This is a genomic window from Nocardiopsis nanhaiensis, assembly GCF_054778635.1.
Map to the genome: position 1 here is coordinate 1 of NZ_BAAGZJ010000130.1, position 13,875 is coordinate 13,875.

Below are 13,875 nucleotides of genomic sequence, written 5' to 3' on the forward strand. Positions count from 1 at the left end.
ACGATGGGTCACGCGGGTGCCATCGTGTCGGGTTCCTCGGGTACGGCCGCGGCCAAGAAGGAGGCTCTGGAGGCTGTGGGTGTCAAGGTCGGCAAGACCCCGACCGAGACCGCCCAGCTCGCCCGCGTCCTCGTGCCCGGAACCGCGAACGGCACCGGAGAGGAGGCGGGCACCCCCTCCCAGGCCGGGGCGGTGCCGACCAGCCGATGACACTCACGCTCAAGCCGGGGACCGAGTGGGCGTCCGTGTACGCCCGCTGCCGCGAGATCGCACCGGAGGCCTTCGGCGCCCACCGGGTGCACAACCACTGGGGAGGCGAGTGGCACGGCGACGGGGACCGCAGGTCGCGTTCAACCCCGTCGACGGTGCCGCCTGCTCCGCACCGCCCCTGCTCGACCGCGGGACCGCGGCCACCGCCGTCGCCGAGGCCGGGCGCCAGCACCGCTCCTGGAGCACGACCCCCCTCGTCGAACGCAAGCGCCGGGTGGACGCCACCGTCCGCGCCTGGCGGGAGCACCGGGACACCCTCGCCCTCGCTCTCGTCTGGGAGATCGGTAAGCCGTGGCGGCTCGCCTGCCAGGACGTCGACCGGGCCGTCTCCGGAGTGGAGTGGTACTCCGCGGAGATCGACCGCATGCTCGAGGGCAGGGAAGCCCTGCCGGAGCCGGTCAGCAACATCGCCAGCTGGAACTACCCCATGAGCGTCCTCGCGCACGCGATGTGCGTCCAGGCGCTGGCGGGCAACGCTGTCGTCGCCAAGACCCCCACCGACGGCGGACTCGTCTGCCTCACCCTGGCCACCGCCCTGGCCGTGCGCGAGGGCCTGCCCTTCACCCTGCTGAGCGGGGGCGGCCGCGAACTGTCCCCGGTCCTGGTGCGCGGCCCGGGGATCGGGTGCGTCTCCTTCGTCGGCGGCCGCGACTCGGGCGGCCGGGTCGCGGCCGACCTGGCCGACCTGGAGCGCCCCCACATCCTCGAACAGGAGGGCCTCAACTGCTGGGGCGTGTGGGAGTACTCGGACTGGGACACCCTGACCGGCCAGATCCGCAAGACCTTCGACTACGCCAAGCAGCGCTGTACCGCCTACCCCCGCTTCGTGGTCCAGCGCTCCCACTTCGACGGGTTCCTGAGGGCCTACCTCGACGCGGTCTCCGCCGTCCGGTTCGGCCACCCCCTGGCGGTCGACTCGCCCGGGGACGACCTGCCCGAACTCGACTTCGGCCCGCTCATCAACGCCTCGAAGGCCAAGGACCTCACCGGGCGCGTCGCCGCCGCGGTCGCGGGAGGAGCGGTGCCGATCCACCGCGGCTCCCTCGACGACGCCCGGCTGCTCCCCGGCCAGAACGCGGACGCCTACGTGGCCCCGGTGGCCCTCCTCGAGCCGCCGCGCCCCTCACCGCTCTTCCACGCCGAGCCCTTCGGCCCGGTCGACTCCATCGTCCTGGTGGACACCGAGGCCGAGCTGCTCGCGGAGATGAACGCCAGCAACGGGGCGCTGGTCGCGACCCTCTCGTGCGACGACGTCGATACCGCCGAGCGGATCGCCGCCGGTGTCCGCGCCTTCAAGGTCGGGGTGAACCGGCCCCGATCGCGCGGTGACAAGGACGAGCTGTTCGGCGGCTGGGGCGAGTCCTGGCGGGGCGCCTTCGTCGGCGGCGAGCTCCTGGTGCACGCGGTGACCCGCGGCCCGGCGGGCGAACGGCTGCCCGGCAACTTCCCCCACCACTCCCTGCACCCAGAGGGGCGCTTCTGACTCGGAGGGCGGGCAGGAACCCCAGCCGGTTGAGGGAGGCATGAAAAAGAGGCCCCGGGGCGGAGTGATCCGCCTCCGGGGCCTTCACGCTGTCGGGCCCGCCCGGTGCGGGGGGCTGGATCGCACCGGTGCGGGCCCGCGTCTACCGTCCCGGGCGTCCAAGCCCTCCTGGGGCCGTCAAAGGCGGGATCAACGCCTTCTCCAAGAGGACTCTCTGTCGTCCGGCGTAGACGTTCATGGATGCACCGCGGAGAAAGCCGACGAGGGTACTGCCCGCCTCGCGGGCGAGGTCGACGGCCAGCGAGGAGGGCGCGGAGACCGCGGACATCACGGGGATGCCCGCCATCCAGGCCTTCTGCACCAGTTCGAAGGACGCGCGGCCGGACACCATCAGCACGAGGGCGCGCAGCGGCAACCGGTTCTCGCGCACGGCCCAGCCGACGACCTTGTCGACGGCGTTGTGCCGACCCACGTCCTCACGCAAAGCGACGAGTTCACCTCCTTCGGTGAAGAGTCCGGCCGCGTGCAGGCCTCCGGTCCGGTCGAACACCCGCTGTGCCTCGCGTAAGCGGTCCGGAAGTTCCGTCAGGGTCTCGGCGGTGATGCGGACGTCGTCCTCGGCCACGGACCACGTGGCCTTGGTCCGTACCGCGTCCAGGCTGGCCTTGCCGCACAGCCCGCAGGACGATGTCGTGTAGAAATTGCGTTCGAGGGAGGCGTCCGGGGGCGGGACCTCCGGTGCGAGGTCGACGTCGAGGATGTTGTAGGTGTTGACCCCGTCCTCCGTGGCCCCGGCGCAGTAGCGGATGGCGCGGATGTCCGCGGCGCTCCGCACCACCCCCTCGCCGGCCAGGAAACCGGCGGCCAGATCGAAGTCGTGCCCGGGAGTGCGCATCGTGACGCTGAGCGGGGCGCCGTTCACCCTGATCTCCAGGGGCTCCTCCGCGACGAGGGTGTCGACGCGCTCGCTCGCGACGCCGTCCCTGAGGCGCAGGATCCTCTCCCTTACGGTGACCCGTCCCATGGCCTCACCCGTCGCCGCGGTTCTGGACGTGCTGGAAACCGAATCTGCCCTTGACGCACAGGTTGCCGTGCGTGATCGGGTTGTCGTGCGGGGAGGTGACTTTGACGATGTCGTTGTCCTGCACATGCAGGGTCACGTTACAACCGACCCCGCAGTAGGTACAGACCGTCGTCGTCTCGGTCTGGCTCTCCTCGTCCCACGTGCCCGCCTCGCGCATGTCGAACTCCGTGACGAACGACAGCGCACCGGTCGGGCACACCTCCACGCAGTTGCCGCAGTACACACAGGCGGAGTCGGGCAGCGGGGCGTCGTGCTCGGTGGAGATCCGGGTGTCGAAGCCGCGCCCGGCCACACCGATGGCGAAGGTGTTCTGCCACTGGTCGCCGCACGCGTCCACGCACTTGTAGCACATGATGCACTTGGAGTAGTCGCGCACGTAGAGCTCGTTGTCCCGTTTGACGGGCTGTTCGACCGTGGCGGCCACGCTGCCGTCGCCGGCCTCGTGCTCGCCCGCGCGGCGGGAGTCGCGTTCACCGAGCCGGGCGGGTTCGGCACGCTGGCCGAACCGGTCGGGGTCGGCCTCGTAGCGCTCGTTCCACTCGGGCACCTTGGGGGTGGTGGACAGGTCCACCGAGGAGCCCAGCAGTTCCAGAACCAGCTTGCGGCTGTGCCGTACGCGCTCGGAGTCGGTCTGCACACTCATCCCCGGCTCCAGCTTGCGGGAGCAGGCGGGCGGGAGCGTGCGCGACCCCTCGACCTCGACGACGCACACCCGGCAGGCGTTGCGCGGGGTGAGGGTGTCGCCGTAGCAGAGGGTGGGGATCTCGGTGCCGCGGTCCTCGCATGCTTCGAGGATGCTCGACCCCTCGGGGACACGGACCTCCTGGCCGTCGATGGTCGCGTCGATCAGGCGCTTGGGTGTGGACAGGAACACGGGAGCGGTCATCGGCCCTCCTTGGTCAGGTTCTGGGTCGCGGCGCCGGTGCCGCCTTCGTCGCTGGTGTCGGTCTGGAAGAGCCCGAGCCGGTCGATGGCCGACTCCACGGCGTTCCACGCGGTCTGGCCCAGGCCGCAGATCGAGGCGTCGCGCATCGCCCAGCCGACCTCGCGCAGCAGTTCCACATCGCTGGTGGGGTCGCCGCCCCGGCTGATCCGCTGGAGTGCCTCCTCCTGGCGCACGGTGCCGACTCGGCACGGCACGCACTGGCCGCACGACTCGTCGCGGAAGAAGGCGGCGACCCTGGCCAGGGTCGCGGGCAGGTCGCAGGTCTCGTCCAGGACCAGCACCACGCCGGAGCCGAGGGTGGTGCCCGCCTCCCGGGCCCCCTCGAAGGTGAGCGGGATGTCGAGTTCGTCGCCCCGCACGAAGGAACCGGCCGCGCCGCCGAGCAGGACGGCCTGGATGCTGCGGCCCTCGTGTACCCCTCCGGCCGCGTTGACGAGGTCGCCGAGGGTGGCCCCGAAGGGGAGCTCGTAGAGCCCGGGCCTGCGCACCGAGCCGGAGAGGCAGAAGAGCTTGGGTCCGGCCGAGCCGGAAGTGCCGACCTGGGCGTAGGCGGCGCCGCCGTTCAGCACGATCGGCAGGACGTTGACCAGGGTCTCGACGTTGTTGACGGCAGTCGGCTTGCCGAACAGGCCCTTCTCCACGGGGAAGGGCGGTTTGGCACGGGGTTCGCCCCGCTCGCCCTCGATGGAACCGAAGATCGCGGTCTCCTCGCCGCAGATGTAGGCGCCGGCGCCGCGCCGGATCTCGATGTCGAAGGTGAGCCCGGAGCCGAGGATGTCCTCGCCGAGGAAACCGCGTTCGCGGGCCTGGGCGATGGCGTTCTCCAGGTGGTTGAGCGCCCTCGGGTACTCGCCCCGGATGTAGAGGTATCCGAGCTGGGCACCGGTCGCGTACCCGGCGATGGTCATCGCCTCCACCAAGGCGAACGGGTCGCCCTCCATGAGTACGCGGTCCTTGAAGGTGCCGGGCTCGCTCTCGTCGGCGTTGCAGATCAGGTAGTGCGGGGTGTCGAGTTGGGAGGCGGTGGCCTGCCACTTGCGCCCGGTGGGGAAGGCGGCGCCGCCCCTGCCGAGGAGGCCCGAGTCGGTCACTTCGCGGATGACCCCGGCCGGCCCCAGGCGCAGGGCTTCGCGCAGTGCGGCGTACCCGCCCTCGGCGCGGTAGTCGTCGAGGCTGAGCGGGTCCACCTTGCCGATCCGGCGGAGCAGGACGTGCGAGGGGTCGCCCGCGTCGGGTACCGCCTCCCGGACCGGTGGCTCGGGGGAGGGCCCGGCCAGCGGTTCGGTGGCGAAGGTCGTGTCGTGGCGCGGGAGGGGTGTTCCGTTGGGTCCCGTGGCCTCCGGGCCCAGGTCGGCGGCCTCGGCCAGCGCGTCCACGTCGGCGGCTTCGGCGGGGGCGGCGAGCGCGTAGCGGGGCTGGTTCCCGGCCTCCAGGGCCAGCGCTGCGGGTGCGCGCTCGCACACCCCGAGGCAGGGGCTCTCGTGCCACGTGGTGGCGCCGTCCTCCGCACCGTCCTCCGCGCCGGCCGGCCCGAGCCGCTCGGCGAGCCGGTCGCGCAGTTTGCCCGAGCCGGAAGCCGCGCAGGCGATGTCGGTGCACAGGTGCAGGACCCGCCGGGGACGCCTGTGCATGGCGAACAGCGCGTAGAAGGTCGCGACGGCGTAGGCCTCGGCCGGGGGCACGGTCAGCCTGCGGCAGATGTGGTCGAGGGCCCCCTCGCTGATCCAGCCGATCCGGTCGTTGACCGCGTGCAGGGCGGGGAGCAGGAGGTCGCGGCGGCCACGGGCATTGTGCCCGCCCTCGGCGTAGCGCAGGTCCGAGTCCTGCCGGATCCCGCCTTCCCAGCCGGACGCGGGTGGGCCGAGCACACTCTCGACCGCCGCACGCTCGGCCTCGGTGGGTGGCTCGTCCCGGAATAGCAGGTCCACGCTTCGATCACCTCGTATCGCCTGTTGTCTCGCCTGTAAGGCAGATCACAGTATTCTGTATGCAGAAAACGGTAAGCTCCAGGTGTCGGATTGACAACCCTCGCTCCCGAAGCGATATCAGTCCGCTCCGGTGGTGCCCGGTCACCCGCAGCGCGACCGTGACCAGGCGCGACAGGTCGGACCGTCTCCGCTCAGGGGCTGGGGAGACGGCCCGACCCACCGCCGACCGAACCCGCTGCCGGGCCGCCGCCGGACCGGGCGTCAGCGGTCGGCGGCCCGGCGTCAGTCACGGGTCGTCAGTCACGGGCTGTCTGCGGGCCGTCAGGACGTCATCAGTTCCTCGGTGGTGACCGCACCCTCTTCCACACGCTCGATGTGTACCGCCGCCGCCTTGTACTCCGCGGTTCCGGCGATGGGGTCGGTGGCGTCGATGGTCAGCAGCTGGGTGTCGACCTGGTCCGGGAAGTGGAAGGTCATGAACACCAGTCCCGGCCGCATGGCATCGGTGACCGAGGCCGGAACCAGCACGGACCCCCGGCGCGACGACACCCGGACCGTCTCCCCGTCGCGGATCCCGAGCTTGTCGGCGTCCTCCGGGGAGAGGTCCAGCAGCTCGCCCCGGCGCATCGGCGAGGAGAAGCCCGAGGTCTGCACGCCTGTGTTGTAGTCGTCCAGTCGGCGCCCGGTCGTGAGCCGGAAGGGGTACTCCTCGTCCAGGAGGTCCACCGGGGGCGAGTGCCCCACGATCCCGAAGGGCGCGGGTTCGCCGCGCTCCTTTGGATCCTCCGACCACAGCCGCGCGTGCAGGAAGCTGGGCTCGACGGCGTCCTCGGAGTAACAGGGCCACTGGATGCCCTGGCGTTCGGCCAGGTGCGCGTAGCTCATGCCGCGGTGGATGGGGGACAGCGACCGCAGTTCGTCCCAGATCTCCTCCGCCGACGGCCTGCCCCAGTCGGTGCCGAGGCGGGAGGCCATGTCGCACAGGATGTCGATGTCGTCGCGTGCCCCCTTCGGCGGGTCCAGGGCCTTGCGGACGAGCTGCACGCGGCGCTCGCTGTTGGTGAAGGTCCCGTCGGACTCGCACCAGGACGCGCTGGCCGGGAACACCACGTCGGCCAGTTCTGCGGTCCGGGTGAGGAAGATGTCCTGCACGACCAGGTGGTCGAGGTTGCGTAGCCGACTGGTGGTCTTGTGCGTCTCGGGCTCGGACTGGACGGGGTTCTCACCGATCACGTAGAGCGTCTTGAGCTCGCTGTCCTCCATGGCCTCGAACATCTGCGTGAGGTTCTTGCCCTTGCTGCTTTGGATGGAGCGGCCCCAGGCCTGCTCGAAGGGCGCGCGGATCTCGTCGTCCAGGATGTTCTGGAAACCGGCCAGGCGGTCCGGGATCGCACCCATGTCGCCGCCGCCCTGCACGTTGTTCTGCCCGCGCAGCGGGTTCAGCCCGGCGCCGTGGCGACCCACGTGCCCGGTGAGCAGCGAGAGGTTGATCAGCGAGCGGACGTTGTCGGTGGCGTTGTGGTGCTCGGTGATACCGAGGGTCCAGCACAGCTGGGCGCGGTCGGCGAGCGCATAGGAGTGCGCGAGTTCGCGGATCGCTTCGGCGGGGACGCCGGTCTCGGCTTCGGCGGCGGAGAGGGTCCAGGGCTCGACCAGCTCGCGGTACTCCTCGAGGCCGCTGGTGGCGCGCCTGAGGAAGGTCTCGTTGGCCAGCCCGGAGTGCAGGATCTCCCGGCCGACGGCGTGGGCGAGCGGGATGTCCGTGCCCACGTTCAGGCCGAGCCAGCGGTCGGCCCACTCGGCGGTGGAGGTGCGCCGGGGGTCGATCACGAACAGCTTGGCGCCGTTGCGGACCCCCTTGAGCACGTGCTGGAAGAAGATCGGGTGTGCGAAGCGGGGGTTGCCGCCCCACACCACGATCAGGTCGGTGTCCTCGATCTCGGCGTACGAGGAGGTGCCTCCTCCGGAACCGAACGCCGCCGCCAGACCGGCGACGCTGGGCGCGTGGCAGGTGCGGTTGCAGGAGTCGACGTTGTTGGTGCCGATGACCGCCCGCGTGAACTTCTGGGCCATGAAGTTCATCTCGTTGGTGGCGCGGGCGCACGAGAGCATGCCGAAGGAGTTCGGCCCGTGCCGGTCCACGCCGTCGCGGAAGCCGGCGGCGGCTCGGCTCAGCGCCTCCTCCCAGGAGGCGGGCCGCAGCTCGCCGTCCTCGCGGACGAGGGGCTGGGTGAGTCGGGTCATGGGTGTGCTTGACGCCTTGGAGCGCATGGGGCCTCGCTAGGTCGTGCCGGGGTCGGGAGCGGGGTCAGGGATCTCCTGCCTCGGCGTGTGCACTGCGGTGGGGCGACGGGAGGCGACGCTTGCATGAATATTGAATACAGTATTTGTTGCCGCCGTGTTTCCGTCAATAGCTGGGGTGCGGCCTCAGCCGCTGGTGGCCTTGGCGGGGGCCGGAGCTGGCGCCCCCACTGCGGGCAGGTCGAGCATGCGGGCGTTGAGGAGTGAGGCCACCGAGTCGACCGCGCGCAGGGCGGGCACGTCCGCCCCGGTCAGGTCGGCCAGTTCCACCACAGCGGAAAGGATGACCTCCAGTTCCATCGGACGGTTCCGCTCCAGGTCGTGGAGGGTTGAGGTCCGGTGGTCCCCGGCCCGCTCGGCCCCGGCCAGGCGGCGGTCGATGGAGATCCCCGTGTGCACGCCGAGCCGGGAGGCCACGTCCAGGGTCTCGGCCATCATGGTGCGAGCCAGGCCGCGGGTGGAGCGGTTGTGGCAGATCTGCGCCATCGTCGACCGGGTCAGGGCGCTCAGGGGATTGAAGACGATGTTGCCCATGAGCTTGACCCAGATGTCCTCGCGCAGGTCCGCCTCGACCGGGCACTTGAGGCCGCCGGCGGTCATGGCGGCCTGGAAGTCCCGGCAGCGCTGGGAGTCCGAGCCGTCCGGCTCGCCGATCGAGAAGCGGGTGCCCTCCATGTGGCGCACGACGCCCGGGCCTTCGAGTTCGGTGGCGGCGTAGACGACGCAGCCTATGGCGCGCTCGACCGGGATGGCCCGGCTGACGGCGCCCCCGGGGTCGACGCTTTCGATCCTGCGGCCCTCGTGGGGGCCGTCCATCCCGTGGAAGTACCACCAGGGGATGCCGTTCTGCGCGGCGACCACGGCTGTGGTGGGGCCGAGCATGGGCCGCAGCATGGCCGCGCTGCTCGCGTAGTGCTGGGCCTTGAGTCCGAGGAAGATGAAGTCGACGGGCCCGACTTCTGAGGGGTCGTCGGTCACGTGCGGGCGCACGGTGAAGTCACCGCGGTCGCTCAGGACCTGCACGCCGTGCTCGCGCATGGCGCGCAGGTGCGGTCCGCGGGCGATCAGGTGGACGTCGGCCCCTCCCCGGTGGAGTGCCGCGCCCACGTAGGCTCCGATCGCGCCGGCGCCCAGGACTGCGATTCGCATAGGTACACCTTCTTTCTCCATACTGTATACAGTATGCTTCTCTTTCGTGCCCGGCCACACCCCCCAGAGGTGAGAAGAGATGCCCGACCGGAGCCTTTCGAGAACTTCGCCGATCTTTCCCGCTGAGCCGCGCCCCTACACCCCCGAACCCTGGCACTTGGCGCGCAGTGCGGCCCACGCGTTCGCACGGGACGCCGAGGTGCCCGGCGACGAAGTGCCGCTGGCCGCGGCCCTCGGAGCCACCCTCAGCGGGGACCTCGTTTCCGGTATCGACGTGCCGTCCCTCGACAGCGCGGCGATGGACGGATACGCGGTCTCCGGCCGCGGACCCTGGGCGCTGCGGGGGCACGCCCTCGCGGGGCATCCCGGGCCGGTGGACCGGCTGCGGGCGGGTGAGGCGGTGGAGGTGGCCACCGGGGCCGTCGTCCCTCTCGGTACGGACTCCGTGATCCCGTACGAACAGGCCGCCGTCGATGGCAGTGGCCTGCGGGGCGAGGCCGAGCCGGGTCGGCACGTCCGGCGCCGGGGCGAGACCACCCCGACCGGCGCGCTGGTCGCCCGGAGCGGGTCCCCGGTCACCCCGGCTCTGCTGGGGCTGGCGGCCAGCCTGGGGCGGGACTCGATCCCGGTGGTGCGCCCGGTGGTCCGCGCCCTGGTCACCGGGGACGAGGTCGCCCAGCGCGGGGTCCCGGCCCCGGGAACGGTCCGGGACGCGATCGGGCCCATGCTGCCCGGACTGGTGGCCTGGGCCGGGGGCGTGCTGGAGGAAACCACCCTGATCGGTGACGACCGCCCCGCGATGCTGGCCGCCCTGGAGGGGAGCCGGGCCGCCGACGTGATCGTGGTGTGCGGTGCTTCTTCGGCCGGTCCGGCCGACCACCTGCGCGGGGCACTCGACGACGCGGGCGCCCAGGTCCGGATCGACGGGGTGGCCTGCCGGCCGGGCCATCCCCAAGTGCTGGCGGCACTGGCCTCCGGTGCCTTCGTCGTCGGTCTGCCCGGCAACCCGAACGCCGCGCTGGTCGCCGCGCTCACCCTGCTGGTCCCGCTCCTGAGCGGGATCACCGGTCGCCCCGACCCCGCGCACACCGGGCGCAGGGTCCGCCTGGTAGGGGCGCCCCGGGCGCGCGCGGACGAGACCACCTTGGTCCCGGTCCGCGTCAGCCGGGACCTGGCCGCGCCCGTGCCGCACGGGGGACCGGCCGATCTGCGGGCCGCCGGGGTGGCCGACGGGTACGCGGTTGTGCCGCCCCGCAAGGGCTGGGGCCGGGTCGAGTTGGTGGAACTGCCAGGGTGATCCGGAAAGGATTTCGTACACTGTCTACACTTCTGAGAAAACCCCAGATCTGAGAGACCAGGAGCCGTCCCATGTCAACGCAGGGGCTGAAACCCGCCGCAGGCAGGATCCAGAGGCCCGTGCCTCTACGTGAAGCCGTCTACGAGGCGATCCTCGACCTCATCACCACCCGGGCGCTGTCCCCGGGGCAGCACCTGGTGGAGACCGAACTCGCCGAGCAGCTCGGGGTCTCCCGCCAACCGGTGCGTGAAGCGATGCAACGGTTGAGCAACGAGGGGTGGGTGGACCTGCACCCCGGCTACGGGGCGTTCGTGCACACGCCCACCGAGACTGAGGCCGACCAGCTGCTGGTGGTCCGCTCGATGCTGGAGACCGAGTCCGCCCGGCTCGCCGCGGAGAACGCCACGGAAGAGCAGATCGCCCACCTCAAGGAGCTGGTGACCACGGGCCGGGGGGCGACCGAGACGGGCGACACCGAGGCCGTGGTCCGGCTGAACGCCGAGTTCCACCGCACCATCACCGTCGCCTCCGGCAACAATGTGCTCACCGAACTGGCCGCCCAGGTCGACCGCCGGGTGCGCTGGTACTACACCCCGGTCGCCCGTATCCGAGGCTCCGCCTCGTGGGACGAGCACGAGGAGCTCCTCTGGGCCATCGAGTCGCGCGACGTCGACGCGGCCACCGCGCTGATGAACGAACACACCGAACGGACCCGGCTGACCTACAACGAGTACGCGGGCGGAGAAGAGGAGCTATGACGGGGTGACCACCACGGACGGGCGTATGGGCAGCCGGGCCTCCTCGGTACTCCTGCGCCAGATGGAGTACCTGTCCGCGCTCGCCCGAGAGGGGCACTTCGCACGTGCGGCGGACGCCTGCCATGTCTCCCAGCCCTCGCTCTCGGCCGGGATCAGCAAGCTGGAGCGCGACCTCGGCGTGTCCATCGTGCACCGGGGCCGCCGCTACGAGGGGCTCACGAAGGAGGGGGAGCGAGTCCTGTGGTGGGCGCACCGCATCCTCGCCGAGTGCGACGCCCTGCACGAGGACCTGTCCTCCATGGCGGGCAGCCTGTCCGGGGTACTGCGCGTGGGGGCGATCCCGACGGCCCTTCCCGTGGCGCCACTGCTCACCACCCCCTTCTGCGAGCGCCACCCGGACGCCGGGGTGGCGCTCGAATCGCTTCCGTCGCAGGAGATCTCCCGTCGGCTCGGGGAGTTCGACCTCGACGCTGCCGTCACCTACGTCGACGACGGCGAGGTGGGCGACGTGCGGATCACACCGCTGTACGAGGAGCGCTACCTGCTCCTCACCCCGCTGCACGGCAGGTTCGCCGACCGCGGCACGGTGCGCTGGGCCGAGGCCGCCGAACTGCCGCTGTGCATGCTCACCCCGGACATGCGCAACCGGCGCATCCTCGACGGCTTCTTCGCCGAGGCGGGCGCCGCCGCGGTCCCGGCGATCGAGACCGACACGGTCGCGGCGCTCTACGCGCACGTGGCCACGCGGCAGTGGTCGAGCGTGGTCTCCCACGCCTGGCTGAACATGTTCGGGGTGCCTGAGGGCATGTGCCTCGTGCGGATGACGGATCCCGGCAGGTACCCGAGGGTCGGCCTGGTCGTGGCGGACCGCGACCCCGGTTCGCTGCTGGCGGGCGCGCTGCTGGAGGTCGTTCGGCGGCTGGACGTGCGCGGTGACCTGGAGCGCCTGCTCCAGCGGCACCTGGCAAGGCGCGCCGGCACCGCGGGCGCCTGAGCGGGGTGCGAAAGCGGGGCGCCTGAGCGGGGCGCAGAAGCACGTGCGCATAGGCGGCGGCTATCACCGCATAGGTACTTTCGCTTTGACCGCCGGTCAGCGGCGGGTGAGCCTGGAGGTGTATCCACCCGGCAACGCCACAGCGGAGGACACCATGGCGAAGATTCTCTGTGTACTGTATGCAGATCCCGTCGGCGGCCAACCAGACACCTACGCCCGCGACGGGCTGCCCCGCATCGACAAGTACCCCGACGGCCAGACCCTGCCCGCTCCGAGCGACATCGACTTCACCCCCGGAGAACTGCTCGGCAGCGTCTCCGGCGAACTCGGACTCCGCAGGTTCCTCGAGAGCCAGGGGCACACCCTGGTCGTCACCTCGGACAAGGACGGCCCCGACTCGGTCTTCGAAAGGGAGCTGCCCGACGCCGACGTCGTCATCTCACAGCCCTTCTGGCCCGCCTACCTCACCGCCGAGCGCATCGCCCGCGCGCCCAAGCTCAAACTGGCCGTCACCGCGGGCATCGGCTCCGACCACGTGGACCTGGACGCCGCCATCGAGCGCGGCGTCACCGTCGCCGAGGTCACCTACTGCAACAGCATCAGCGTGGCCGAACACGTGGTCATGATGATCCTGTCCCTGGTCCGCAACTACCTGCCAGCCAACCAGTGGGTGCTCGACGGCGGGTGGAACATCGCCGACTCCGTGGAGCGCTCCTACGACCTGGAGGGCATGCACGTGGGCACGGTGGCCTCCGGCCGCATCGGCCTGGCGGTCCTGCGCAGGCTGGCCCCCTTCGACGTGCACCTGCACTACACCGACCGGCACCGCCTGCCCCGCGAGGTCGAGGAGGAACTGAACCTCACCTTCCACGCCAGCGCGGAGGAGATGGTGCCCGTCTGCGACGTCGTGACCGTCAACGCGCCGCTCCACCCCGAGACCGAGGGGCTGTTCGACGACCGCCTCCTCGCCACCATGAAACGCGGCGCCTACCTGATCAACACCGCCCGCGCCCGTATCTGCGACCGGGACGCCATCGTCCGCGCCCTGGAGAGCGGCCAGCTCGCCGGGTACGCCGGGGACGTGTGGTTCCCCCAACCCGCACCTTCCGACCACCCGTGGCGCGCCATGCCCCACCACGGCATGACCCCGCACATCTCCGGTTCCTCGCTGTCCGCCCAGACCCGCTACGCGGCTGGGACCAGGGAGATCCTGGAGTCGTGGTTCGCCGGTTCGGCCATCCGTGACGAGTACCTCATCGTCGACGGCGGCAAACTGGCCGGTACCGGGGCGCACTCGTACTCCACCAACACCAAGAGCTGACCTCTCACGGCCCGCCCCGCTCAGGCGGGGTCCGCCGGCTTCGGCGGAATCCGGGTCCGGGGCGGGGGCTGGACCCCGGCTTCATCCGCAACGTCCGGCAGGTGCGCTGGACCCGGGAACGGGAAAGACCGGCGGGACGCGGTTCCCGCCGGTCTGTTCGTTGGCGAGGCCCCTGAGGGGCGCAAGGCGGATGGGAACCCCCGACTCGTCGACGGGGAGAACGTGGACAGCAGGCTGACACGGTTACTGGCCCCGGCCACCATCATGATCCCGTTGAAGGGGAGGGTGAGGACGGCGAAGCACCAGTCGGAGATGCGCAGCCGACGGCCCCACCACCACTGTCC

General features: G+C 71.2%; 9 protein-coding genes and 2 pseudogenes. 6 read left to right on the forward strand and 5 right to left on the reverse strand.

Features of this window, described 5'->3' with window-relative positions:
- Both ACYVD1_RS33345 and ACYVD1_RS33350 read left to right on the forward strand, forming a co-directional pair.
- A pseudogene (locus ACYVD1_RS33345) lies at nucleotides 1-210 on the forward strand (succinate--CoA ligase subunit alpha); the annotation flags it as partial.
- Nucleotides 207-1,753, forward strand: a pseudogene (locus ACYVD1_RS33350) (aldehyde dehydrogenase family protein). The pseudogenes ACYVD1_RS33345 and ACYVD1_RS33350, both read left to right, overlap by 4 nt.
- 142 nt (nucleotides 1,754-1,895) lie before the next feature.
- Here ACYVD1_RS33350 and fdhD read toward each other — a convergent pair.
- The 5 genes from fdhD to ACYVD1_RS33375 all read right to left on the reverse strand — a co-directional run bounded on the left by fdhD (nucleotide 1,896) and on the right by ACYVD1_RS33375 (nucleotide 9,161).
- A complete protein-coding gene (gene fdhD / locus ACYVD1_RS33355) occupies nucleotides 1,896-2,777 on the reverse strand; it encodes a formate dehydrogenase accessory sulfurtransferase FdhD (RefSeq protein WP_460778471.1) in 882 nt (293 codons plus the stop codon).
- 4 nt (nucleotides 2,778-2,781) lie between these two features.
- Nucleotides 2,782-3,723 (reverse strand): 2Fe-2S iron-sulfur cluster-binding protein, encoded by a 942-nt coding sequence (locus ACYVD1_RS33360; protein WP_460778472.1) that lies wholly within the window; start codon nucleotides 3,721-3,723, stop codon nucleotides 2,782-2,784.
- Entirely contained in the window at nucleotides 3,720-5,711 is a 1,992-nt protein-coding gene (locus ACYVD1_RS33365) for an NAD(P)H-dependent oxidoreductase subunit E (protein WP_460778473.1), read from the reverse strand. The genes ACYVD1_RS33360 and ACYVD1_RS33365 overlap by 4 nt, the downstream gene beginning before the upstream one ends.
- Nucleotides 5,712-6,032: 321 nt before the next feature.
- Complete coding sequence (locus tag ACYVD1_RS33370) at nucleotides 6,033-7,982, reverse strand: molybdopterin oxidoreductase family protein (protein WP_460778474.1); 1,950 nt, start codon at nucleotides 7,980-7,982, stop codon at nucleotides 6,033-6,035.
- A gap of 156 nt (nucleotides 7,983-8,138) precedes the next feature.
- A complete protein-coding gene (locus ACYVD1_RS33375) occupies nucleotides 8,139-9,161 on the reverse strand; it encodes a 2-dehydropantoate 2-reductase (protein WP_460778476.1) in 1,023 nt (340 codons plus the stop codon).
- Nucleotides 9,162-9,240: 79 nt separating this feature from the next.
- On the opposite strand from ACYVD1_RS33375, the gene ACYVD1_RS33380 reads away from it, so the two are divergent.
- The 4 genes from ACYVD1_RS33380 (at nucleotide 9,241) to ACYVD1_RS33395 (ending at nucleotide 13,531) form a co-directional block, all read left to right on the forward strand.
- Nucleotides 9,241-10,458, forward strand: coding sequence for a molybdopterin molybdotransferase MoeA (locus ACYVD1_RS33380; RefSeq protein WP_460778477.1), 1,218 nt, complete (start codon nucleotides 9,241-9,243; stop codon nucleotides 10,456-10,458).
- Nucleotides 10,459-10,529: 71 nt separating this feature from the next.
- On the forward strand, nucleotides 10,530-11,216 hold the full coding sequence (locus ACYVD1_RS33385; protein WP_460778478.1) for a GntR family transcriptional regulator: 687 nt from the start codon (nucleotides 10,530-10,532) through the stop codon (nucleotides 11,214-11,216).
- Between the two features lie 4 nt (nucleotides 11,217-11,220).
- Nucleotides 11,221-12,210: a LysR family transcriptional regulator gene (locus tag ACYVD1_RS33390; RefSeq protein ID WP_460778479.1), complete on the forward strand. Its 990-nt coding sequence runs from the start codon at nucleotides 11,221-11,223 to the stop codon at nucleotides 12,208-12,210.
- A gap of 154 nt (nucleotides 12,211-12,364) precedes the next feature.
- Entirely contained in the window at nucleotides 12,365-13,531 is a 1,167-nt protein-coding gene (locus tag ACYVD1_RS33395) for an NAD-dependent formate dehydrogenase (protein ID WP_460778480.1), read from the forward strand.
- Nucleotides 13,532-13,875: the final 344 nt, after the last annotated feature.